Source organism: Nonomuraea sp. NPDC005983, assembly GCF_040614375.1.
GTDB lineage: Bacteria > Actinomycetota > Actinomycetes > Streptosporangiales > Streptosporangiaceae > Nonomuraea.
On the sequence record NZ_JBEXUP010000051.1, the window covers coordinates 19,488 to 40,701 of the forward strand.

Annotated in this window: 25 protein-coding genes and 3 pseudogenes; 20 read left to right on the forward strand and 8 right to left on the reverse strand. The window is 68.1% G+C overall.

From position 1 onward, the window contains the following. Window positions 1-10: 10 nt before the first annotated feature. On the reverse strand, window positions 11-1,429 hold the full coding sequence (locus tag ABZ297_RS22490) for an ABC transporter substrate-binding protein (RefSeq protein WP_355349309.1): 1,419 nt from the start codon (window positions 1,427-1,429) through the stop codon (window positions 11-13). A 211-nt stretch (window positions 1,430-1,640) separates the two neighbouring features. On the opposite strand from ABZ297_RS22490, the gene ABZ297_RS22495 reads away from it, so the two are divergent. After that, window positions 1,641-2,519, forward strand: a complete 879-nt coding sequence (locus ABZ297_RS22495; protein WP_355349312.1) for a MurR/RpiR family transcriptional regulator — start codon at window positions 1,641-1,643, stop codon at window positions 2,517-2,519. Window positions 2,520-2,578: 59 nt separating this feature from the next. Here ABZ297_RS22495 and ABZ297_RS22500 read toward each other — a convergent pair whose 3' ends face one another. Then, window positions 2,579-3,079, reverse strand: a complete 501-nt coding sequence (locus ABZ297_RS22500) for a hypothetical protein (protein WP_355349315.1) — start codon at window positions 3,077-3,079, stop codon at window positions 2,579-2,581. A gap of 198 nt (window positions 3,080-3,277) precedes the next feature. Here ABZ297_RS22500 and ABZ297_RS22505 point away from each other — a divergent pair. From ABZ297_RS22505 to ABZ297_RS22520, 4 genes and pseudogenes are all read left to right on the forward strand, one after another. Beyond that, window positions 3,278-3,364 (forward strand): annotated as a pseudogene (locus ABZ297_RS22505) (IS5/IS1182 family transposase); the annotation flags it as partial. Window positions 3,365-3,571: 207 nt separating this feature from the next. Then, complete coding sequence (locus ABZ297_RS22510; RefSeq protein WP_355349318.1) at window positions 3,572-4,111, forward strand: hypothetical protein; 540 nt, start codon at window positions 3,572-3,574, stop codon at window positions 4,109-4,111. Window positions 4,112-4,264: 153 nt separating this feature from the next. Further along, a pseudogene (locus ABZ297_RS22515) lies at window positions 4,265-4,726 on the forward strand (transposase family protein); the annotation flags it as partial. Between the two features lie 201 nt (window positions 4,727-4,927). After that, window positions 4,928-5,266, forward strand: a complete 339-nt coding sequence (locus ABZ297_RS22520) for a hypothetical protein (protein WP_355349320.1) — start codon at window positions 4,928-4,930, stop codon at window positions 5,264-5,266. A gap of 155 nt (window positions 5,267-5,421) precedes the next feature. On the opposite strand, the gene ABZ297_RS22525 is transcribed toward ABZ297_RS22520, so the two are convergent. Next, complete coding sequence (locus tag ABZ297_RS22525; protein ID WP_355349323.1) at window positions 5,422-6,411, reverse strand: YafY family protein; 990 nt, start codon at window positions 6,409-6,411, stop codon at window positions 5,422-5,424. Window positions 6,412-6,503: 92 nt separating this feature from the next. Here ABZ297_RS22525 and ABZ297_RS22530 point away from each other — a divergent pair, with 92 nt between their 5' ends. Together ABZ297_RS22530 and ABZ297_RS22535 are read left to right on the forward strand one after the other, a co-directional pair. Further along, a complete protein-coding gene (locus ABZ297_RS22530) occupies window positions 6,504-6,902 on the forward strand; it encodes a VOC family protein (RefSeq protein ID WP_355349326.1) in 399 nt (132 codons plus the stop codon). Between the two features lie 49 nt (window positions 6,903-6,951). After that, window positions 6,952-7,165 (forward strand): annotated as a pseudogene (locus ABZ297_RS22535) (leucine zipper domain-containing protein); the annotation flags it as partial. A 250-nt stretch (window positions 7,166-7,415) separates the two neighbouring features. On the opposite strand, the gene ABZ297_RS22540 reads toward ABZ297_RS22535, so the two are convergent. Further along, on the reverse strand, window positions 7,416-8,207 hold the full coding sequence (locus ABZ297_RS22540; RefSeq protein WP_355349329.1) for an arginase family protein: 792 nt from the start codon (window positions 8,205-8,207) through the stop codon (window positions 7,416-7,418). Between the two features lie 11 nt (window positions 8,208-8,218). Between ABZ297_RS22540 and ABZ297_RS22545 the strand changes: the two genes are divergently transcribed. Next, complete coding sequence (locus ABZ297_RS22545; RefSeq protein ID WP_355349332.1) at window positions 8,219-8,431, forward strand: hypothetical protein; 213 nt, start codon at window positions 8,219-8,221, stop codon at window positions 8,429-8,431. A 98-nt stretch (window positions 8,432-8,529) separates the two neighbouring features. On the opposite strand, the gene ABZ297_RS22550 is transcribed toward ABZ297_RS22545, so the two are convergent. Together ABZ297_RS22550 and soxR are read right to left on the reverse strand one after the other, a co-directional pair. Beyond that, entirely contained in the window at window positions 8,530-9,276 is a 747-nt protein-coding gene (locus ABZ297_RS22550; protein ID WP_355349335.1) for an SDR family oxidoreductase, read from the reverse strand. Window positions 9,277-9,570: 294 nt separating this feature from the next. After that, window positions 9,571-10,020 (reverse strand): redox-sensitive transcriptional activator SoxR, encoded by a 450-nt coding sequence (soxR, locus tag ABZ297_RS22555; protein ID WP_355349338.1) that lies wholly within the window; start codon window positions 10,018-10,020, stop codon window positions 9,571-9,573. Window positions 10,021-10,123: 103 nt separating this feature from the next. On the opposite strand from soxR, the gene ABZ297_RS22560 reads away from it, so the two are divergent. The 4 genes from ABZ297_RS22560 to ABZ297_RS22575 are packed head-to-tail and all read left to right on the forward strand — an operon-like array spanning window position 10,124 to window position 12,303. After that, the gene (locus ABZ297_RS22560) at window positions 10,124-10,423 is read left to right on the forward strand and encodes an NAD(P)H-dependent oxidoreductase (RefSeq protein ID WP_355349341.1); all 300 of its coding nucleotides are present in this window, start codon (window positions 10,124-10,126) and stop codon (window positions 10,421-10,423) included. A gap of 58 nt (window positions 10,424-10,481) precedes the next feature. Beyond that, complete coding sequence (locus tag ABZ297_RS22565) at window positions 10,482-11,372, forward strand: erythromycin esterase family protein (protein WP_355349344.1); 891 nt, start codon at window positions 10,482-10,484, stop codon at window positions 11,370-11,372. A gap of 16 nt (window positions 11,373-11,388) precedes the next feature. Then, complete coding sequence (locus tag ABZ297_RS22570; protein WP_355349347.1) at window positions 11,389-12,138, forward strand: SDR family oxidoreductase; 750 nt, start codon at window positions 11,389-11,391, stop codon at window positions 12,136-12,138. A 27-nt stretch (window positions 12,139-12,165) separates the two neighbouring features. Beyond that, window positions 12,166-12,303, forward strand: a complete 138-nt coding sequence (locus tag ABZ297_RS22575; protein WP_355349350.1) for a hypothetical protein — start codon at window positions 12,166-12,168, stop codon at window positions 12,301-12,303. Between the two features lie 575 nt (window positions 12,304-12,878). On the opposite strand, the gene ABZ297_RS22580 is transcribed toward ABZ297_RS22575, so the two are convergent. Continuing rightward, on the reverse strand, window positions 12,879-13,571 hold the full coding sequence (locus tag ABZ297_RS22580; protein WP_355349353.1) for a helix-turn-helix domain-containing protein: 693 nt from the start codon (window positions 13,569-13,571) through the stop codon (window positions 12,879-12,881). 79 nt (window positions 13,572-13,650) lie between these two features. Here ABZ297_RS22580 and ABZ297_RS22585 point away from each other — a divergent pair, with 79 nt between their 5' ends. The 3 genes from ABZ297_RS22585 (at window position 13,651) to ABZ297_RS22595 (ending at window position 16,133) form a co-directional block, all read left to right on the forward strand. Further along, complete coding sequence (locus tag ABZ297_RS22585; protein ID WP_355349356.1) at window positions 13,651-15,042, forward strand: MFS transporter; 1,392 nt, start codon at window positions 13,651-13,653, stop codon at window positions 15,040-15,042. A 313-nt stretch (window positions 15,043-15,355) separates the two neighbouring features. Beyond that, window positions 15,356-15,703, forward strand: coding sequence for a Tn3 family transposase (locus ABZ297_RS22590; RefSeq protein ID WP_355349359.1), 348 nt, complete (start codon window positions 15,356-15,358; stop codon window positions 15,701-15,703). Between the two features lie 76 nt (window positions 15,704-15,779). After that, complete coding sequence (locus tag ABZ297_RS22595; protein WP_355349362.1) at window positions 15,780-16,133, forward strand: hypothetical protein; 354 nt, start codon at window positions 15,780-15,782, stop codon at window positions 16,131-16,133. 96 nt (window positions 16,134-16,229) lie between these two features. Here the strand turns inward: ABZ297_RS22595 and ABZ297_RS22600 are convergent, their stop codons facing one another. Next, a complete protein-coding gene (locus ABZ297_RS22600; RefSeq protein WP_355349365.1) occupies window positions 16,230-16,619 on the reverse strand; it encodes a MerR family transcriptional regulator in 390 nt (129 codons plus the stop codon). 79 nt (window positions 16,620-16,698) lie between these two features. Between ABZ297_RS22600 and ABZ297_RS22605 the strand changes: the two genes are divergently transcribed. From ABZ297_RS22605 to ABZ297_RS22625, 5 genes are all read left to right on the forward strand, one after another. Next, on the forward strand, window positions 16,699-17,889 hold the full coding sequence (locus ABZ297_RS22605; RefSeq protein WP_355349368.1) for an MFS transporter: 1,191 nt from the start codon (window positions 16,699-16,701) through the stop codon (window positions 17,887-17,889). Between the two features lie 272 nt (window positions 17,890-18,161). After that, window positions 18,162-18,743, forward strand: a complete 582-nt coding sequence (locus tag ABZ297_RS22610; protein WP_355349371.1) for a PadR family transcriptional regulator — start codon at window positions 18,162-18,164, stop codon at window positions 18,741-18,743. Beyond that, window positions 18,740-19,531 carry an SGNH/GDSL hydrolase family protein gene (locus ABZ297_RS22615; protein WP_355349374.1) on the forward strand — a complete coding sequence of 264 codons (792 nt, stop codon included), beginning with the start codon at window positions 18,740-18,742 and terminating at the stop codon, window positions 19,529-19,531. The genes ABZ297_RS22610 and ABZ297_RS22615 overlap by 4 nt, the downstream gene beginning before the upstream one ends. Window positions 19,532-19,734: 203 nt before the next feature. Beyond that, complete coding sequence (locus ABZ297_RS22620; protein ID WP_355349377.1) at window positions 19,735-20,082, forward strand: DUF5713 family protein; 348 nt, start codon at window positions 19,735-19,737, stop codon at window positions 20,080-20,082. A gap of 105 nt (window positions 20,083-20,187) precedes the next feature. Next, window positions 20,188-21,213 (forward strand): permease, encoded by a 1,026-nt coding sequence (locus tag ABZ297_RS22625; protein ID WP_355349380.1) that lies wholly within the window; start codon window positions 20,188-20,190, stop codon window positions 21,211-21,213. Window position 21,214: the final 1 nt, after the last annotated feature.

Genomic DNA, 21,214 nt, shown 5'->3' on the forward strand with positions numbered 1-21,214 from the left:
CCCAGCATGGCTAGCCGAGCGTCGTCGTGCGCAGGTACTGCAGCGAGCCGCTGGCCATCGGGACGAAGCCCTTCACCTGCGACGTGGTGCCGGTGTAGGTGTAGCCGGTGAACAGCCAGATCCACGCGGCGTTGTTCTCGAGCTCGGCCGACACCTTGGCGTAGATCTCCTTGCGCTTCGCCTGGTCGGCCGTGGCCTTGCCCTCGGCGAACAGCTTGTCCAGCTCGGGCGAGCTGTAGCCGGCGACCTTGTTCAGGTTGCCCTTGCTGGTGAAGTAACGGCCGTACATCCCGTCGGGGTCGGGACGCCCGCCGTTCAGCGCGACGGCCGCGTCGAAGTCGCCCGCGACCCACCGGTCCACGAACGCCCCCGACTCCAGCACCTCGAGGTCCAGGTTGATCTTCGCCTCGGCGAGCTGCGCCTTGAGGTTCTGCGCCTCGTTGACCGAGGTCGCGTACTCGCCCTGGGAGACCATCGTCTTGATGGTCAGCCCGCCCGCCTTGCCCGCCTTGCCGAGATACTCGGCCGCCTTGGCCAGGTCACGCGTGGGGCACGGGCGCTGCTGCGGGTCCGACTTGAACACCGGAGAGGTGATCGGCCCCGTCACCTCGCCCTCGCCCAGCGCGGCGGTGTCGAGCACCTGCTTGCGGTCCACCGCGCACTGGATCGCCAGGCGCACGTTGAGGTCCTTCAGCTCGCCGTGGGTGGCGTTGAGCTGGAGGGCGTGGTAGTTGAGCTGCGGCGTCTTGGCGACGGTGATCGTGCCGCCGCCCTCCGCGGTCTGCGCGACCAGCGGGTCGTTGAAGACCGCGAGCTGGACGTTGCCCGACTGCATCGCCGAGACGATGGACGACTCGTCGGGGATCACCCGGAACTCGACGCCGTCCAGCTTGGGCTTCTCGCTGCCCCAGTACTTGTCGTTCCTGGCCAGCGTGATCGACTGGCTCGCGACGCGCTTCTTCAACGTGAAGGGGCCGGTGCCGTTGGGGGTCGTGTTGAGCTTCTCCTCGGTGTCGTCAGAGGAGAGCATCGCCATGTTGACCGTTGCCAGGTTGGCGGGCAGCGCGGCGTCGGGCGTGTTCAGGTGCAGCACCACGGTGTTCGCGTCAGGAGCCTCCACCGACTTGACCGAGGAGAGCGAGGCCCTCGCGACGGCGGCCGTGGCCTCGTCCATGATCTTGTCGAGGGAGGCCTTGACGTCCTTGGAGTCGAAGGCGCTGCCGTCACTGAAGGTGACGCCCTTCCTGAGGGTGAGGGTGAGGGTCTTGCCGTCCTCGGAGGGCTTCCACGACTCGGCCAGGCCCGGCACCACGTTGAGGTCCTTGTCGAACTCCGTGAGCGTGCCGTAGATGTTCGTCAGCACGTTGACGGCCTGGAACTGGGTGGCCTTCCAGGGGAAGAGCGTGTCGGGGTCGGTGGTGACGCCCACGACGAGGTTTCCACCCGACGTACCCGACGCGCCGGTACTGGTTGTAGGCCCGGAGGATGATGAGCAACCGGTGAGAGCGATGGACAGCGCTGCGGCTGCTCCGATCGCGGAGAACGCGCCACGGGACATGTGGCCTCCTCGGGCAGTAGGTCATAAAATTACGCAGACCATACCATCGCTGTACAATCATTCCTCAATAGGGTTGGTGAAGATGGCTGACGGCACCCTGCTCATCCGCATCCGGGCGGCCGTGCCCGCGCTGCGGCCCACGGAGAGGCGCATCGCGGAGCTGGTCGTCGGCGACCCCGCGAGCGCCGCCAACCTGTCCATCGCCGAACTGGCGGCCCGCTGCGAGACCTCGACCACCTCGGTGGTGCGCTTCTACAAGCGCATGGGTTACGCCCACTTCAAGGACTTCACCATCGACCTGACCAGGGAGGTCACGCGGGAGGAGCTCGCCACGTCGAACCTGCCAGAGGTGTCGGGCGACATCGACCGCCACGACTCCCTGGAAGGGATCGTGTCCAAGGTGGCGACGAACGAGACGCTCTCCATCGCCGACACCGCCCGCGCGCTGGACATGGACGCGCTCGGCCGGGCCGTGGCGCTGGTGCTGGCCGCCCGGCGCATCGACACCTTCGGAGTGGGCGCGAGCGCCCTCGTCGGGCTCGACCTGCAGCAGAAACTGTCGCGCATCGGCCGGACGGCCATCAACTGGCACGACTCCCACTCGGCCTGGACCTCCGCCGCCACGCTCAACGACACCTGCGTGGCCGTCGCCGTCTCACACACGGGCGCGACCGTCGACACGGTCGAGTTCCTGGCGATCGCCCGCAAGTCCGGCGCCGCGACCATCGCCATCACCAACTTCCACGACTCGCCGCTGGCGGCCACGTCCGACGTGACGCTCACGACGGCGGCGCGGGAGACCCAGTTCAGGTCGGGCGCGCTCGGCAGCCGCATCGCCCAGCTCATGGTCGTCGACTGCCTGTTCACAGGCGTGGCCCAGGCTTCCTACGACGAGTCGATGGCGGCCCTGCGCAACACCTACACGGTGGTCCACGACCGCATCGTCCACAAACGCGGCTGACCCTTCGCGATCAGGGTTGGGATTCTCGCCCTGGTGCGTGTGGTTCAGCAGAGCCGAATCTAGTCGTAACGATCGGACAAGATGATCACTTGGCATTTGCCTGCGCGCGCCAGCAGCACTCCCATTTTGCTGTTGACATACTCATAAGGGGCCTTTGCGTATGTTCCTCGCACCGAGTATCGGCTCGGCTCAATACCAAAGGAACGTGCTGTTTCTTCAATCCTGCCCTGATCGTAGAGATTCCCATCGTCCCCATGCCGTTCAAGCCCCGCATTCTTGAAGAAAGCAGGCCCCTGAGCGCAGTCGGTCGAGAAAGTCAACTCCAGCCAGTAGGGATCATTGTCCATTCTGGATTTGAATTTGACGCTGGAGGCGTCTTCTGGAAGTGTGATCTGGTGATCGGCCAGCACGTTGTCGAGTTTAAGCGTGGGTGCTGTGCCGGGGAGCGCGCGCGGGTCCGAATTGCGGTCAGTCAGAGGAGGGCCGGAGCATGCGCCCGGAGTTCCGACAAGAAGAGCGAGCAGAAAACGTGCGCCGACTCTGGTTAAATTCGCATCCATCTGCCGCCCCTTGTATAGAACCCGCACTTTATCACGGCCCGACTGGACGACCTCCACCTTGGAGTTGGCCGAGAACGCTGACCCGGTCCAGGCCGGTCAACTCGGTGATCTCAGCGAATTGGCGGTAGGTGTTCGTGCTCGAAATGGGTGAGGATGAGGGCGGCGCGGACGTTGTCGCCGTCGGATCCGGAAGGGACGCGGGCGCTCGGGCCGGTCAAGCAGGCGATCCTGATCATCCGCTGGTTCCTGGACGGCACGCGGATTGCCCAGCTGGCCTGTGACAACGGCGGCAGGCGGGTGGTGCGGTGGACGGCCCGTGGTCCCGCCGCCGTCCGAGACCGGCGCCACGCCGCACGCTCGGGCGGCGTTCGCACGCCGCGCCGCCGCGTTTGATTCCCATAAGAACGTATGAACGACCTCTCCCCCGCTGGGGGGAGTGAGGTCGCCTGGATAGGGGAGGTCCAGCCGTCGAAGATCGGAGACAGTGATCTCATGGCGATCAAGTTGATGACCCCGACACCGGCTGTACGCGATACCGAACAGCCAGTTCCGAGATGGGCGGTCATCACCGCTCATGCGATCCCTTTCCTGCTGCTTCCCCATTGCCTGTGGCGGCTGCCGTTCGCCTTCGACTTCAGGATGGGGGTGATCGATCCGAACGCGCCGGCATGGGTGTGGTGGAACGTCCCCTATGTCTTCGGGCTCAGCGTGGTGTCGGAGGCGGCGGCGCTGCTCTCACTCGGTCTGGTGCGGGGATGGGGTGAGGTCGCGCCCACCTGGCTCCCGATCGTTGGCGGGAGGCGCATCCCACCGTTGGCGGTGATCATCCCCTCCACTCTGGGCGGCTTGGCCGCGACCGCGATGTACGGAAGCGGGTTGCTGGCCTGGCTGCACGTCCCGGGATTCCACAGCTTGGGGTTGTCCAACGGCTGGTGGGAAGCACTGGCCAACGTGTGCATCGCCCCTGGGATGTTGTGGGGCCCCCTGGTGTTGGCCCTGACCTACGCCTACTACGTGCGGCGTCGTCGGTGAAGACGTCAGTGCAGCCCTCCTGAAATCATCGATCACGAAATGTGGGCCAGAACCCGCTTCAAGCCGTCACAACCACTGAGACGTTGTCGGCAAGGACCTGTAGCGCTGTTGATCGAGACCGACTGATGCTCCACTCCCAGCCCCAAGGGCTATGACCTCTGGTGGTCGGGCAAGCACAAACACCACGGCGGCAACGTCCAGGTCATCTCCGCCCCGGACGGCTTCCCGATCTGGACGTCTGAGGTACGGCCCGGCTGCGAGCACGACATCACCTGCTCCCGCAAGCACGGCATCCTCGGTCCCTTGGACGAGTCCGCCGGCGAGGGGCTGGTCACTCTCGCCGACCTTGGCTATGAGGACGCACCAGCCGGGATCCGCCTGCCGTACAAGAAGCCCAAGGGCGGCAGGCTGACCGACGAGCAGATCCAGTACAACTACGTCCATCGCGCGCTCCGCTCCGTCGCTGAACGCGCGAACGCCCAGCTCAAGATGCGTTTCAAGACGCTGCGGAACGTCAGTAAGTGTCCGTGGAGGATCGGCGCGATCGTCGCCGCCGCGCTCGTGCTCTTCCACCACGCGGCGCGGTCGAGGGCCTCGTGCAGAGTGGGTCCTTGAGCTGCGAGAACTTCGATTGCTTTGTTGATATAGCGGTAGGCGGTGGCTCGCGAGATACGATGATCGCGACCATTCTTGGTCGCGTCTCCACCGCAGTGCGGATGGCCGGTTGTGTAGGTGCTCGCTCCTGCTGCCGAGCTTGCCGAACCCATAACAGATGCGCTACTCGGCAGGACTGCGGGGCTGGCCCAACCTCAGCGGGTGCTCCTTTCGTCGGGCGGTGGCGAACCACCTCTAGGTAACAGCCTCTACTGCGGCCAGATCTGTGATGGGCGCTCCTACGTGGCCCGCTTCGCCGAATGGGTATCCACTCTGCAACCACAGGATCAGCCCACTCTCAAGGCGTTCGGTCTGGACCTGAAGACTCTGAAAGCAGCCGCACAGCAGGGGCGGATCTACGGCCTCATCTACGAGAATTATGATCCCAAGTCGCTGCTTGCGATCGCTGGGAATCCGCAGGTGAAGGCGCTTTATGCGGCGGCCGTCAGCCTCAAGTGCATTTCCGATAGTTCTGCACTGTGTGCTCCGGAGAAGGAGTGAAGAAACTCCTGTAAACGTTGTTTCGGATCCAGCTGTCATGCCGGCGTGGACACGCGGGTATCGCCTTATGCGCCGGACTTCGAAACACCGTACCTTCTCGACGAGCAGTCCGCGGTGCCCTAACTGTGCCATCTCATGACATTGGTTCCTCGCTGTCAGGCTTGGCGGGCGTAGGACGCGAGGCGATCGGCGAGCGCGGTGACGAGGTCGCGCAGTTCATCGGGGCGCTCGATGACGAACGGTCGGTCGAGTGAGGCGAGTACCGGAGGCAGCCAGTCGAGCCGCTCCGCCCGTAGCTCGACGCGCAGCCAGCGCTCGGCCGCCCGGTCCTGGCCTGCCGCGGGCTCGCGCTCCTCCAGCCTCGCGACGCTGGCGGGAAGGTGGGCGCGGATCTGCTCAACTGTCCCGTAGATCCGCAAGGTCACCTTATGCTGGTACTCAGCCGTGGCGAACCCTGACAACACGCGCTGTGCCGGACCAGGCCCCACGGGCGCTTCGAATGAGCCGGGCAGGGTTCTCGCGTCTGCGATGCGATCGAGCCGGAAGGTTCGGTCCTCGCCGATCTGGGCGTCCTTGCCCGTGACGTACCACCGGCCCGAATGGGCGACGATCCCGTACGCGTGCAGCGTGCGTTCGCTGCGCCGTCCGTCGCGGTCGGTGTAGCGGATCGAGACCGGTCGGCGGTGGCGCACCGCATCGGCGATGGTGAGCAGGACCCCAGCGTCCGGGGTGGCGAACTCACCGGGCTGATCCGTGAAGGCGAGAGCCTCCAGGAGTGTGTCGAGCCGGCGGGCGATGTGCTTGGGGAGCACCCGCCGGATCTTGGCCGATGCCGTCTCGCTTGCCGTGTGCTCCGTCGTCATCAACCCTGCTCGGCGGCCGGCGACCAGGCCGAGCAGGACGGCCAGCGCCTCGTCGTCGCTGAGCATGAGCGGAGGCAAGCGGTACCCAGGGGCGAGTCGGTACCCGCCGTAGCGGCCGCGCACCGATTCCACGGGCACGTCAAGGTCGATCAGCTGGTCCACATACCGCCGCACGGTGCGCCCTTCGACGCCGAGCCGGTCGGCGAGTTCGGCCACAGTCCGGGTGCCGCCCGACTGCAGCAGCTCCAGGAGTGTCAGCACGCGGCCAGTGGGTCGAGGCATGTTCACAGCCTACGTAAATACAGGACCGATTCTGTCCACTATTTCTTCTAGCCTGCGACGTGCACGACTCCAGCACAGCCAAGGAGATCCCCATGGACTTCGTCTCGATCCGCATCATCACCAGCGACGTCGCGCGCCTCGTCGAGTTCTACGAGCGAGCCACAGGGGCGCGGGCGACGTGGGCCACCGAGGACTTCGCCGAACTCAAGACCGCGGGCGCCACCCTCGCGATCGCCAGCACCCGCACCGTCCCGCTGTTCGCCCCGGGCTCTGCCCGCCCGGCGGACAACCACAGCGTGATCACCGAGTTCCTCGTCGACGACGTGGACCGCGTTCACCAGAACCTGACCTGCTTCGTCACCGACTTCGTCAACGAGCCCACCACGATGCCCTGGGGCAACCGGTCGCTGCTGTTCCGCGACCCCGACGGCAACCTCGTCAACTTCTTCACCCCCGTCACCCCAGCCGCCATCGAGAAGTTCGCACGTTGACGCCACGCACAGCCGCTCACGCGGGAGCCCTGAGATCCCAGGGCTCCCGATGAACGCGGCAGCCGAGTCCAGGGGCGCCACCAGCAGGGGACATCGGAACGCACCGCTGCCCCCCGAAGGACGTCTGCGCTTGTGCCGGCGGATCGGCGCCGGACGTCCGATCGCGCACGTCGCTGCGGAAGCCGGGATCTCCCGCCGCTGCCTGGCCAAGTGGTACGCCCGCTGGCGCGCACGGCGAGAACGGCCTGCTCGGCCGCTCCTCCCGCCGCGCCACCAGTCCCGCCCGCACCCCCGAGGGCATCGCTGACCTGGTGGAGGCATTGCGGCGGCAGACCAAGCACGGCCCCGCGCGACATGCTGCGGCGGCCGGAGGCGATCGTGGAGAGGCTGAACGCCCTTCTTCGCGGTTGGGCCGCGTACTTCCATTACGGACACCCCGCATGGTGACCGTCGTCTATGTGCTCCCCCCGCGTGGTTGCTTCCGCCGGGCGCGCCGCGGTGGCGAAGCGCAGGTCAGAGGGGAAGTGCGGCGGCCAGCCGGCGAATCACCTCGGCCTCGGCGGCGTTGTCGGCGCCGTCGGACGGTGCGTGCTCCGTGATGGCCGCTCCGACCACGTTGTCCAGGCGGGAGAGCAGCTCGATGAGCCGTTGCGGCGCCACCCCGTCCGGCTCGGGGTAGCAGATCGAGCCGAACGCCGCAGGGTCGAGGACGTCCAGATCGACGTGCACGTACACCGGGCCGGTGAGACCGTCGAGCACTCTTTCGAGGTCGTCAACCCCGTATGTCCTGACGGGGGCCTTGGCGAGGTACTCGCGTTCCACGTCGGCGCCCGCTCGGACCCCGGCGATTATCACCTGTTCGGGCGCCAACGGCTGTTCCGGGATGAGCGGTGCGGGCCCTTCGCCGAGCAGGGTGCGCAGCACCATCGCGTGGAAGGCGCCCGACGGCACGGTGTGCGGAAGGTAGAGGTCCGGGTGGGCGTCGAACCACAGGAGCGTCAGCCGGTCGCCGTGCCGGGCGCGGGCGGCGGCGATCGGCGCGAGGTCCACCCCGCAGTCGCCGCCGGTGGTGATCACCACATCGTCGATGCCGGCCAGGGCCTCCCGAGTCAGTCGCAGGTTCTCCACGAGCACGTCGAGCGCGCGTACCCCGTCCTCGGTCTTCCCGCCCGCCTCGAGCACCGGCACCGTGATCCGGGCATCGGCCGCGACGAGCTCGGCGGTACGTCGGGCACCCGGCGCGAGCCGCGGCGCAGCGTCCGAACCGGATCCTTGCCACTGTGGCACGCAAAGCACTGTCGTCATGCGGCGACGTTATGAGCCGCGATCGTCGCACCGCCAGCGGATTATCCGCCATCCTCGACCCTGGTGGCGGCGAGATCCACGCCAACCTCTGCCCCTCGTCGACCACCGACACGTTCGGCAGTCGGCTCGGTCACGCCAGTTTCAAGCCGTACCCGGCGACGATGGCGGTCCATGCATGTCGCCCGATCGATGTCGGTGATCTCATCGTCGACCCAGACGAATGAGCGTCCCGCTGCCCAGTCGACGAGAGCGCGGGTTTTCCAGTGCATTCCGAGCCGCCCCGAAACGATAGCCTGGCGGGCCCGGGCGCTTTTGGCAGGGATCATACGGCGAGGCGGCCTCCATCGACCGGAAGGACGGCGCCGTGAACGAAACTGGCGCGGTCGGTGGCCAGGTAGGCGATGGCGTCGGCGATCTCCTCGGCCGACCCGGGGCGTCCGGCGGGCGCGGCCGCGGCCAGCGCGTCGAGCGACTTGCCCATGGCAGCGGTGCCTTCGGTGCGGGTCGGGCCGGGGCTGACCGCGTTGACGCGCACGCCACGCGGCCCGTACTCGGCCGCCCACGACTTCGTGAGCAGCACGAGCGCGGCCTTGCTGGATCCGTAGAGGCTCGTCTCCGCCATGCCGAACTCGGCGACCATCGTGGTCACGTTGATGATCGCGCCCTTGCCGCGCGCGGCCATGTCGGGGGCGAGCTCGGCGACGAGGAAGAACGGCGCCTTGACGTTGACGTTGTACACCGAGTCGAAGTCCTCCTCGGTCATCTTCTCGGTGGGACCGAACGGGAAGACGCCGGCGTTGTTGACCAGCACGTCGACCTTCCCGAGCTCCTCCTTGGCCCGCCTGGCCAGGGACCGCGCCCCGGCCGCGTCGCGCAGGTCGGCGGGCAGGAAGACGGCCGTGCCGCCGGCGGCGCGGATGCCCTGGACGACCTGGTCGCCCCTGGCCTCGTCCCGGCCTGACAGCGCCACGTGGGCGCCGAGCCCGGCCAGCGCGATCGCGGCGGCCCGTCCGATGCCGCTGGTCCCACCGGTCACCAGCGCCGAGGTTCCCGACAGTTCTGTGGTCATGTTCGCCTCACCGTCTCCGTTGGACGAGCGGAGCTGCGGCCGGCACGCGCGGCGGCTGCCTCCCCGACCGGCCCCGGCGCCTGTCACGTTCACCTCGAACGGCTCGTCCTCGTTCACCGTCCGAGGCCCCAGCTGTCATGCCGCACCGTTATCCGGCCAGACATCTCCCGAGCCTTCCCTGATTTAGGGAAATAGTGGGAAAACGACGCGTAGGAAATCCTTGGCGGATCCGGGTGCCGGCGGCCTTGCGTGATCTCCACGTCGCCCGAGGTCAGGACGGCGAAAGCGCCCGCGTCAGGAGTCGAGGGCGGAGGAGACGCCTTGCCGGGCCAGCTTGTCACCCGGGTTGACCAGCAGGCACTGGTCGAAGGACAGGCAACCGCACCCGATGCACTCGGTGAACTGATCGCGCATGCGTTCCAGCTTCGCGATGCGGCCGTTGATGGCCTCGCTCCAGCACTCCGACGCCTTCAGCCACAGCTCGCGGCCGGGCGCTACATCGTGTGGCACGTACTCCAGTACGGCCTCGATCACCGACAGCGGTATGCCCACGCTCTGGGAGGCGCGGATGAACGCGAGCCTGCGCAGCGTGCTGCGGTGGTAGCGGCGCTGGTTGCCGACGGTGCGGCGGCTGGCGATGAGCCCCTTGCGCTCGTAGAAGCGCAGGGCTGAGGCGGGCACGCCGCTGCGGTCGGACAGCGCCCCGATGGTCAGCTCCGTGGCGATCGCTTCGGATTCCGGCATACGGCCAACCTAGCTTGACTTAAACCTTGGTTCAGCAACGAGCCTGGTTCCCGAGGCGGTGGAAGAACGCCGCACACCCCTTGTGGCCAGTGAAGGAACTGTCGTGCCCGAAGAGCCGCTCGAGCTCGCGATGATCGTCGGCAGCGTACGCGACGGCCGGCTCGGCCCGACCGTCGCGAACTGGATCGCCGGCCAGGCCCGCGAACGCGACGACTGGAACGTCGACGTCATCGACCTGGCCGAGATCGACCTGCCCCTGGTGCTACCGGATTTCGGCGGCCCGCGACCGTCAGCTTCCAGCACGCCTGGGGCCAGTTCGACGCGGACGGGAAGCCGACCGACCCCACCGGCTGCGACGCCGCCGCCAAGACCATGCTCGACCAGCTCACCTGGTGGGCGCTGACGCTGCGCAACGGCAGGACGGCCTGCCCGTACACCGCATGAAGGACGAGGAGACCGCGTTGAACGAGACCGTATCCCAGTGGATCAAGCGCCACGCGCACCCACTGACCACGCCGGCTCCGCAGGCACCGCTCGACGACCTGCTGCCGCTGCGTGACATGGCGGCCGATGCCGCCATCGTCGCCGTGGGCGCCTCGACGCGCCAGGCCTACGAGTTGTCGGCCATCGCCCATCGGATCCTGCGCTTCCTGGTCGAGGAGCTGGGATTCCGCTCGCTCGCCCTCGAAGGTGACGATCCTGGGCGCGTCGGGCTCGACGCGTACGTGCGGACCGGTCGCGGGGATCCGCGGGCGGCGCTGGCCGAGGCGCGGCCGTTCTGGCGGACGGAGGAGATCCTCGGCGTCGTCTCCTGGATGCGCGCCTACAACGAACGGCACCCGCACGACCAGGTCCGCTTCGCCGAGCTGCCCGAGAGTTCCAGGCAGGCTCCGCCGCCGCCGTCCCGTGAGGATCTGGAGAAGCGCCTGGCCGACGACGTGATCTGGTGGCGCGGACGCACAGGAGACAAGATCGTCTATTGGGGCGGCATCGCCCACACGGTCGTTTCCCCTGGCAGCCTGGGCGGCCACCTGCGCGAGCGGTTCGGGCCCGCGTACCTGTCCGTCGGCCTGACCTTCGAGGACGGCTCGCTGCCCGGGCCGGTCCCCGCCCCGCCGGCGGACTTCGCCGAGACGCTCCTGAGCACCACCGACATGGACGCGTTCTTTCTGGACCTGCGCGCCGCGCGTCCCGACCCGGTGCGCGCCTGGCTGGAGACCCCGGCCAGGACCCGGCTGGTCGGCCCGGCCCAGGACCCCACAGCACACCTGTCCGGCGGGTCGTTCGGCGACTGGTTCGACGTCGTCGCGCACCACCGGCGCGTGACCCCCGTCCACCTCATCTCCCAGTGACATCCAGGAAGGCACGATGAACACTCTCAACGGCAAGACCGCGCTCGTCACCGGCGCGAGCAGGGGCATCGGCCGGGCCATCGCCCGGCGCCTGGCGGCCGACGGCGCCCGCGTCGCCGTCCACTACGGCGGCAATGAGCGGGCGGCCAAGGAGACGGTCGCCGTGATCGAGTCGGCAGGCGGGCAGGCCTTCGCCCTGCAGGCCGAGCTGGGGGCGTCCGGCGACGCCGAACACCTGTGGGCCGCCTTCGACGCGCGAGCCGACGGGCTGGACATCCTGGTCAACAACGCGGGGATCCTCAACGACGAGCCCGGCATCGAGCACGTGACCAGGCAGCAGTTCGAGCGGATCTTCGCGGTCAACGCCACCGCCCCGTTCTTCGTCACGAAGCTCGCGCTGCCACGCCTGCGCGACGGCGGCCGGATCATCAACATCTCCACGATGCTGACCCGCGGCTCGGCCATGCCCCAATCCATCAGCTACGCCATGTCCAAGGGCGCGCTCGACGTCCTCACCTCGACGCTCGCCAAGCAGCTCGGACCCCGCGCGATCACCGTCAACACCGTGTCACCCGGCGTCATCGACACCGACATGCACGAGGGCAGACTCGTCGGGGACGCGCTGGCGTGGCTGTCGTCGCTGTCGCCCATGGGCCGCGTGGGCGTGCCCGAGGACGTCGCCGACGCAGTCGCCTTCCTGGCCTCCGACGACAGCCGCTGGGTGACCGGGCACTGGCTGGACGCCTCAGGAGGAACCCTGCTGTGAGCAGTACGCCGGTCCTGGCGTTCACCCGTGACTGCTCAGCTGTCCGCCAAGCCGCTGGACGGCAGGGTGGCCGTCGTCACCGGCGCCTCCAGCGGTATCGGAGAAGCCGCCGCCGAACACCTCGCGTGGCTGGGCGGAAGGTCGCGGCCCTGCCGCCGCGGGTGAGCCTGCAGGAGGTCATCGTCATGCCGACCGGCCAGGGCGGCTGACGACCGCGGTGCACGAGGTTCCCGAAGCGGACACGCGGCCGTCGGGTAAGGTCGAGCTTCCGATCCGGACGTGGCCGTCGAAGTCGCGACCCCGACGAAACCCGGCGCAATCTGGCCTGTCGGTAAGGACTGCCCCACCAGCCGCCATCTGTGATGTTTCGGCAGGCAGGAAGTGATGATCAGGCGGCCAGCGTGGCGATGATCTTGACGGTTGGGCGCTGCATGCACTCCGGGTCGGGTGGGGCCTTTCAGGACTGCCGCCAGTTCGGGCGAGCGGGCCGCCTCGGCGCTGCCGTACGCCGACGATGATGGCGGACGCCGGAGACGGCCTCGGGGCTCGTGAAGGTGCTGGCTGAGGTGATCGAGTTTGGCGCCAACCCCGAGGGCGGACGTGCCAGGGCGGGACGGGTCTCGCCCAGCTCACACCCCGGCCGATGATCGCTATCTTGCCAGATGGCGAAGGCCATTCCGCACCAGGGCATGGGCGCCGTTCGCTCGCTGCGCCGTTCACACCTCATTGGACCAGCAGGTTTAGGCCGGCTCGTCCACCCGGCGGTGGAGCCCGTCGAACAAGACGGCCAGAAGCTGATCACGATGTGCGGGGGTCCGCTCCACCGCCCAGGCGACTGAAGCGATCAGGGAGAAAAGGGCGGAAGCGTCAACGTCGGGGCGGATCGTCCCTGCGTGCTGGGCTCTGGCCAGTAGTTGCGCCCCGGCGGCCTTGACGGCTTGGCAGGTGGCGTGGAGTTCGGATGTGGGGTCGGCGAGGCTGTCGACGAGGGCGTCGACCAGACCGCGATAGGCCATGGCGTGCTCGACCGCGGCCGTCAGCCAGGTGGCCAAGGCCTGGTGCGGGGATGGGGAGGCGAGCAGCTCATCTGAGCGTGCGTTCAGACCGCGCAGGCTTTCGCCCAGCAAGGCCTCCAGCAGTGCCTGGCGGGTCGGGAAGTGCCGGTAGAGGGTCACGTTGCCAACGCCGGCGGTGCGCGCGATGTCGTTCAAGGAGGCGCCAACGCCGTGCTCGGCGAAAGCCGCCCGGGCGGTCGTCAGGAGCCGCTCGTAATTGCGTCGCGCATCTTTGCGCCCTACGGGCCGGGCCTGCGCTGATCGATCCGCCACGGGAACCCTCCACCATTTGCCAAAACGAGGAACCTCCTCATATCTTAGCCCATCGAAACCGAGGAGCTTCCTCGTTTCTTTGGGTTCCATCATGAGGAGTGCCATGACCGAGCAGAACACGCACGTGGCGAGAGCGGGATCCGGGCCCGCCGGTGCCGCCCGACAGCAGCGCCACCCCGACCTGGTGCTCGCCATCGTGCTGATCTGTCAGACGATGTTCATCCTGGACACCAACGTGGTGAACATCGCCCTCCCCGACATCCAGCACGACCTGGGCTTCTCTGCGGCCGGCCTGTCCTGGGTGCTCAATGCCTACATGCTGGCCTTCGGCGGTCTGCTGCTGCTCGGCGGTCGCGTGGGCGACATCGTCGGCCAACGGCGGGCTCTCATCGGCGGGGTCGTCATCTTCACCCTCGCCTCACTGGCCGGCGGGCTGGCCACATCGGCTGGGATGCTGCTGGCGGCCCGTGCCGGTCAGGGGATCGGCGCTGCCTTTGCCGCACCGACCGTACTCGCCCTCATCACCGTAGGCTTTCCGGACCCTGCACGCAGGGCTCGGGCGCTGGGAGCCTACGCGGCGGTCTCCGGCTCCGGCGCCGCGATCGGCCTCATCGCCGGCGGCATGCTCACCGACTGGATCTCCTGGCGGTGGGTGCTGTTCATCAACGTGCCGATCGGCGTCGTCCTGCTGATCCTGGCCCCGCTGTTCATCACCGAGACCGATCGCCACCCGGGCCGCTTCGATCTGGCGGGTTCACTGACCTCGACGCTCGGCATGAGCGCGCTCGTCTACGGCTTCATCCGCGCCGCTGAGCAGGGCTTCGGCGACGTGGTCACGCTCGGCGCGCTCGGCGTGGCCGCCGTCCTGCTGGTCCTGTTCGTGGCCGTGGAATCCCGTGCCCGGCAGCCGATCGTCCCGCTGCGGCTGTTCGCTGACCGCAACCGCGCCGGCGGCTACGTCGTGCTGCTGTTCGTCCTGGCCGCGGGCAACGGCATGTTCTTCTTTCTCACCCAGTTTCTGCAGCAGGTCCGCGGCTACAGCCCTCTGCAGGCGGGATTCGCCTTCGTGCCGCTGGCCCTGGTGATCCTGGCGTCTTCCGGTGTGGCGGCCCGGCTGCTGCCGCGCCTGGGTGCCAAGACGCTGATCGCCGTCGGCGCCGGGGCGATCAGCCTGGCCCTGCTGTGGATGACGCAGCTGACGCCCCAAGCCGACTACGCCCTGGCGCTGCTCGGCCCCATGATGATCGCCGGTCTCGGCATGGGCACCTTGCTGGTAGGAGCCACCACCGTGTTGTCCTCCGGGATCCGAGCCGAGGATGCCGGTGCCGCCTCTGGCCTGCTCAATGTTATGCAGCAGATCGGTGGTGCGCTGGGGCTGGCCATCCTCGTCACGGTGTTCGGCGCAGCCACGCGCGCTTCGCGTGGACCAGCCCACCAGGTCCTCACCGACGGAGTGACCACGGCCTTCACCGTCGCCGCCGCGTTCACCGCCTGCACCATCCTCCTGGCCCTGACCATGAAGAACCGGCCGGCTCCCACCGTCGAATCCGCAGCCACGGAGCAGCTCACCCGATGACGTAGGAAGTAACCCCACCTGCGCCGGCGATGAGATGCGGGCACGGGACACCCAGCGTACGTTTCCGTTTCGCCACACTCTGACCCCCGACTCTGGGGAGCAGCGGCCCCGCCTAAATCCGAGGGGCGCGCCCGCTCTTCGGTGAGGCCGACTCGCGCGACGCCACCCACCAGGTCGGAAGTGCCGGTTTGCCAATTGGTGTCGGCACTTCGCTGGTTTCCGGGACACCCTGACATCGATACGTTCAGGATGGAACCCGATTCGGGGAAGGAAAGTGCCGTCTCCGTGTGTTCTCGGCACTTTCCACGCACACATGCCCGCGGCGGCCGACAGGCCGCCACCTTCGTTGACCGTAGAAGAGGGATCGGCACCCCCGTGGCGCGCACTGGCGTCCAATCGGCGCGAGGAGCAGGAACTCGGCATGCTCTGTCTGATGCTCTTGCAGAGCAGCCTCGCCTACATCAACACCCTGATGATCCAAGACACCCTCGCCGAACCCGAGTGGGCCGAGGTACTCACCGACGTCGACTGGCGCGGCCTCACCCCGCTGATCGCCACCAACATGACCCCGTACGGCACCGTTCAGCTCCGGCCCGACCGGCGCCTCGACCTGGCCACCCCCACCCCGCCCACAGCTAACGACGAGGGACCAAGCGCATGATCTCGGGCCAAGTCGGCGCCGAACGCGCAAGCCGGAACCGCAGGCTGCCCGCCACCACCGACAACCGGCCACTCACATGGGCCAAAGCGGCCACCCGCCCCGAACCCCCGCCAAACGCAAGGCCCGCCAACTGGCCAAATACCTGCGCGAGGAGCGGCCCGACTACGCCTACCTCAAGGAGGTCTTCCGGCACCTGCGCGCCGAGCTCGACATCCAGGTGCAGAAACTGCCCTACGTCCCCACCGAGGCCGAGATCCGCAACTACTGCACCACCGTGTGGGCCGCGCGCCGTACCGGCGACATCGTGCTCATCAAGACCCTGCTCTACACCGGCGTCCGCGTCGGGCACGAGTGCGGTTTGAGGGGCCGTCATGACCCTGATGCTGTCACAAAGCATTCCCAGAACATGTCCGGTTCCACTCTTGAGTGAGAACGAGTTGTGACAGTGAAACGGCGATCCGGACCGCTTCCACGGGCCGCCCTTGATCTTGCTCCGGGAAAGGGTCGTTTGTGAGAGCCGATTCGTTTATGCGCCGAGTGAGGCCAGTGCCCGGCGAGTGACGTCGGCCGGGGCAGCAGCGATGACGTCATTGAGCGCGTCCATGGAGGACTGAAGGTCGCTGATGGCCTGAGCGATGCGGTCGCGCTCCTGGTGGAGGTCGGCGAGCAGGTCCGAGCAGGTGGGGACGAGGCGATCGCCAGTGTCCCGCAGGCACGGCAGGACCGTAGTGATTGTCGAGGTGTTCAGGCCGGCGGCCAGCAGGCTGCGGATGCGGCGGACGATGGCAACGTCCTCTTCAACGTATTCCCGGTAGCCACTGGGGCGTCGCTGCGGGTGGAGCAGACCCTGTTCTTCGTAGTAGCGCAGCAGGTGCACGGCCACGCCGGTCCGCCGGGACAGCTCACCGATGCGCACGAGGCCCTCCTGATGGTCGGGCGGACCTTGTCTGCCCGCCTTGACTCTCATACCGATATGAGACTTTAGCTTATGCGGCATGAACGTGAACAAGGGTTTCGCGACGCTTGCGGCATTGTGCGCGAGTGTCTTTGTCGTGGGTACCTCGGAGTACCTGATCGCCGGGCTGCTGCCCCAGGTCGGAGCCGATCTGGACGTCTCCGTGGGAACCGCAGGACAAGCGGTGACCGCATACGCGCTCGGAGTGGTGGCCGGAGGGCCCGTCATGGCGCTGCTGACCGCGCGTCTGCCGCGTAAGGGGCTCGCCATCAGCCTGATGCTGCTGTTCGCGGCGGGCAGCGCGATCAGTGCCGTGGCGCCTTCGTTCGGTCTGCTCCTGGTGGGCCGCGTGGTGTCCTCGCTCAGTCACGCCGCCTTCCTGGCTCTGGCGCTGGTGACGGCGACTCGGGTGGTCCCGGCTGAGAGGACGGGCTCGGCCATCGCCACCGTGGCCTCCGGCTTCACCGTGGCCACGCTCCTCGGAGTGCCCCTGGGGGCACTGCTCGGGCAGGGCGCCGGATGGCGGGCTCCATTCGCCGTGCTGACCGTTCTGTCCCTGGTGGGCACCATGCTCCTGGCCGCCATCCTGCCCCGGCAGGAGGCACCGTCCACGCGGCTGCGTGACGAGATACGCGTGGTGACGCGTCGGCCGGTCATGCTCGCCATCGCCACCACCGCGGTGGGCTTCTCCGGGGTCGCCACGGTGTTCACCTACATCGCCCCGCTGCTGATCCGCGTCTCCGGCTTCTCCGCCGCGGCGGTCTCCGGTCTGCTGCTCGCCTACGGCGCGGGTAGTTTCCTCGGCAACCTCACCGCCGGAAAGCTGACCGACAAGTCGATGAGCGCCACCGTACGCGGGGTCTTCGGCGGGTTGGCGGGGACGCTCTTGCTTGTCCCGTTCGCCGTGGTGTGGCAGCCCACCGCCGTGGCCGCGGTCCTGGTACTCGGCCTGCTCGCCACCGCGACCATTGCCCCGCTGCAGGGACTCATCCTGCACCATGCGGGCGCCGCCCCGAACCTGGCGGTCTCCGTCAACGTGGGCGCCTTCAACCTCGGGGCCGCAGCCGGCTCGGTCATCGGCGGCGCGATCGTCGCCGCCGGCGCTCTGCGGTGGACCGGCCTGGCGGGCGCGGTACTGAGCCTGATCGGACTGGCTCTCACCTATCTCGTCCTACCCCGGACACGGACGTTGGCGAAGGACGCCGAACACGAAGCCTCGATCGCCGCCTGATTCCCCGTCCACTCACCTTCCGCTTGATCCGGTCCCCCTGCCAGTCGTAGCTCGATCAGGTCCTCCGGCTCCCAGTCCTGCCGCATGCGCCCTACCCCTCGCCGTCACTCGTTCAGCTCAACGAGGCAGCCGGGACAGGGAAACGAGGGCTATGGCAGTTACTCAGCGCTACACGCCACCTGGCGGTAGCTATACGAGAACAGGGCCTATTCATCCTTGTGACTACTCATGTCGATGAGTACTATCGGCTGAGGATCTGGAGGTGGTCGGAGATGGCGTTGCGCCACGCGGTGCTGGCGACGCTGCTCGACGGGGAGTACAGCGGTTACCAGCTCGCCAAGCTGTTCGACGTGGGCGTCTCCAACTTCTGGTACGCCGCGCCGCAGCAGCTCTACAGCGAGTTGACCAAGCTGGAGGACGCCGGGCTGATCAGCGGGCGGGAGGTCGTCCAGCAAGGGCGTCCGAACAAGCGGGTGTTCCTCGTCACCGAGGTCGGCATCGACGAGCTGGCGTCTTTCGCGGCCTCCTCGGGCAAGCCGCTGCTCCTCCGCGACGACCTGGCGGTCAAGGTCCACGCGGTCGACCTGCTCGATCCGGCGCCCGTGATCGCGCAGCTTCATGAGCGTGCCGTCGAGGCCGCCGCCAAGCTCGAAGTCTTCGAGCGGGCCTTGGTGCACATGCGCGGCGACCTGGACGAGGAGTCGTTTCTGCGGCAGAGCGACCGGATCGGTCCCTACCTGACCGGCCTGGCCGGCTGCCGCCTCGAACGCCAGATGCGCGACTGGTGTCTGAGCACCGCGCAGACGCTGGGGGAGCGCGCGACCCAGCCGCACTCGGGAGGGAAGGCCTCATGAGCTTCAAGCGGTACGTCGCCCTCGGCGACAGCCAGACCGAAGGGCTCGGCGACGGAGACGACGTCCGAGGCTACCGGGGCTGGGCCGACCGGCTGGCCGAGCACCTGGCCCGGATCGACCCGGAAACGCGCTACGCGAACCTCGCGGTGCGGGGCCGGCTGGCCGCCCAGGTCCGCGACGAGCAGCTCGGGCCCGCCCTGGAGCTCCGGCCCGACCTGGCCACGGTCATAGCAGGGCTGAACGACCTCATCCGCCCCGGCTTCGATGCCGCCGAGGTCACCGCCTGCCTGGAGGAGATGTTCGCCGCTCTCCGCGCGGCGGGCGCGCACGTGGTCACCGTCACCTACCCCGACCCCAGCAAGATCGCCCCCATCGCCCGCCCGTTACGCTCTCGGGTCCTCGACTTCAACGCCCGCATCCGCGTCGCCGCCGCCCGCCACGGTGTCACCGTCGTCGACACCTACCCCCACGCCTTCACCACCGACGCAAGAATGTGGAGCACCGACCGCCTGCACGCCAGCCCCCTCGGCCACGCCCGCATGGCCGCCGCCATCGCCCACACGCTCGGCCTGCCCGGCAGCGACGACACCTGGTCCCTCCCGCTGGCCCCGCCGCCCCCGCCCACGGCCTGGCAGTCCATCGGAACCGAGCTGCGCTGGGTCGCCGCCTTCGCCGGCCCGTGGATCTACCGCCGCCTGCGCGGCCGTTCCTCCGGCGAAGGTCGCCGGGCCAAGCGCCCCCAACTCGCACCGCTCTCCAGCTCGGCCTTCCCCGAGTCCGCAAGCTGACCGTCTCGTCTCTACCGCGGTGAACGAGAGGCGCGGACTTCGACGGCGTCCAACGCCGGGGCGATGACGGCGGTCGTGTAGCGCAGTCGTGGAGGCCGCCGGGTTCCGCGGGTGACCACGGCGGCACCCGCCGGCCTCCACGCCGCGCTTTTGTCGGTGGCGCAGTGCACCATCGGGGCACCGACCTATCGCGAGGACAGGAGATGATCGTGTCGCCCACGAACCAGCAGGTGGTCCACCATGCGTTCCTCAAAGGCATGTACGACGACGGGTACTTCCCGGATCACGTCGTAGACAAGGGGAAGGCGATCCTCCTGAGGCTGTGCGAGCGGATCGAGGCCGAGCGGCCGTCGGATCTGGCGGCGCTGTACACGCTCACGGAGGCTGCGACGGAGGAGTTCAACGCGCTGGAGGCGGAGTTCGAGGCGGCGGGCAGTGAGATCGAGACCGTTGCACGAGAGGTGATCGCCGAGGACTTCTGGTTCGTGGCGTCGGCATACGGGTTCGCGGAGGCGGATGTGGAAAAGCTGATCGCAGCCCGCGATTGGTGATCGGGGCGATCTTTCCCGTCTTTCCGGGCCTCTCATCTACAGAGATCACAAAACCCGCTAATCTACGGCCGCATGTCAGAAGGACGGCACCAGCCGGGAAACGTGATGACACAGCGAGCCACCGATGACTGGCTGAGCGAGGACGATCGCCTTCCTCCCGACAGTTGGGGGCGCCGGAAGTCGGCGGGCCCAAGGTTGCCGTGGGCGATCATCCTCCTGATCACGGCCCTGGTGGCGGGGCGGTTCCTCCTGACCCCGCACCTGACGGCTCCGGCGCTGCGGACGTGGGCCACGATCTTTGTGGCGGTGTGCCTGCAGGCGCTGCCGTTCCTGGTGTTCGGGGTGGTGCTCTCGGCTGCGATCACCGCCTTCGTCCCGCCGTCGTTCTGGACGAAGGCGCTGCCCAGGCAGCCGTACGCCGCCGTCCCGATAGCGGGCGCCGCTGGGGCGGTGCTGCCCGGATGTGAGTGCGCGTCGGTGCCGGTGGCCTCGGGGCTGATGTCGCGCGGGGTGGCACCCGCCGCGGCGCTGGCCTTCCTGCTCGCATCCCCAGCGATCAACCCGGTGGTGCTGGTGGCCACCGCGGTGGCCTTCCCCGGCAATCCGGCCATGGTGGTGGCGCGCTTCGTCGCCTCCCTGACCGTGGCCGTGCTGGCGGGGTGGGCGTGGGCACGGTTCGGCCGTCCAGAATGGCTGCGCGTACGAACCCACACGGCGGCGCCGGGGCAGAGCAAATGGGGGAGCTTCGTCGAGGCGATGCGGCACGACCTGCTGCACGCCGGCGGATTCCTGGTCGTCGGCGGGCTGACCGCGGCGACTCTGAACGTGATGGTCCCAAGGTCGTGGCTCACCTCCGTGGGCGAGCTTCCGGTGCTGTCCGTGCTGGTGCTGGGGCTGCTCGCGGTGCTGCTGTCGATCTGTTCGGAGGCCGACGCGTTCGTGGCGGCGTCGATGACCGCGTTCTCGCCGACAGCGAAGCTGGCGTTCCTGGTGGTCGGGCCGATGGTCGACCTCAAGCTGATCGCGCTGCAGGCCGGAACGTTCGGCCGGGCTTTCGCGTGGCGGTTCGTCCCGCTGACCTTCACGCTGGCGATCGCCGTCAGCTTCGCCGCGGGCTGGGTGCTGCTGTGAA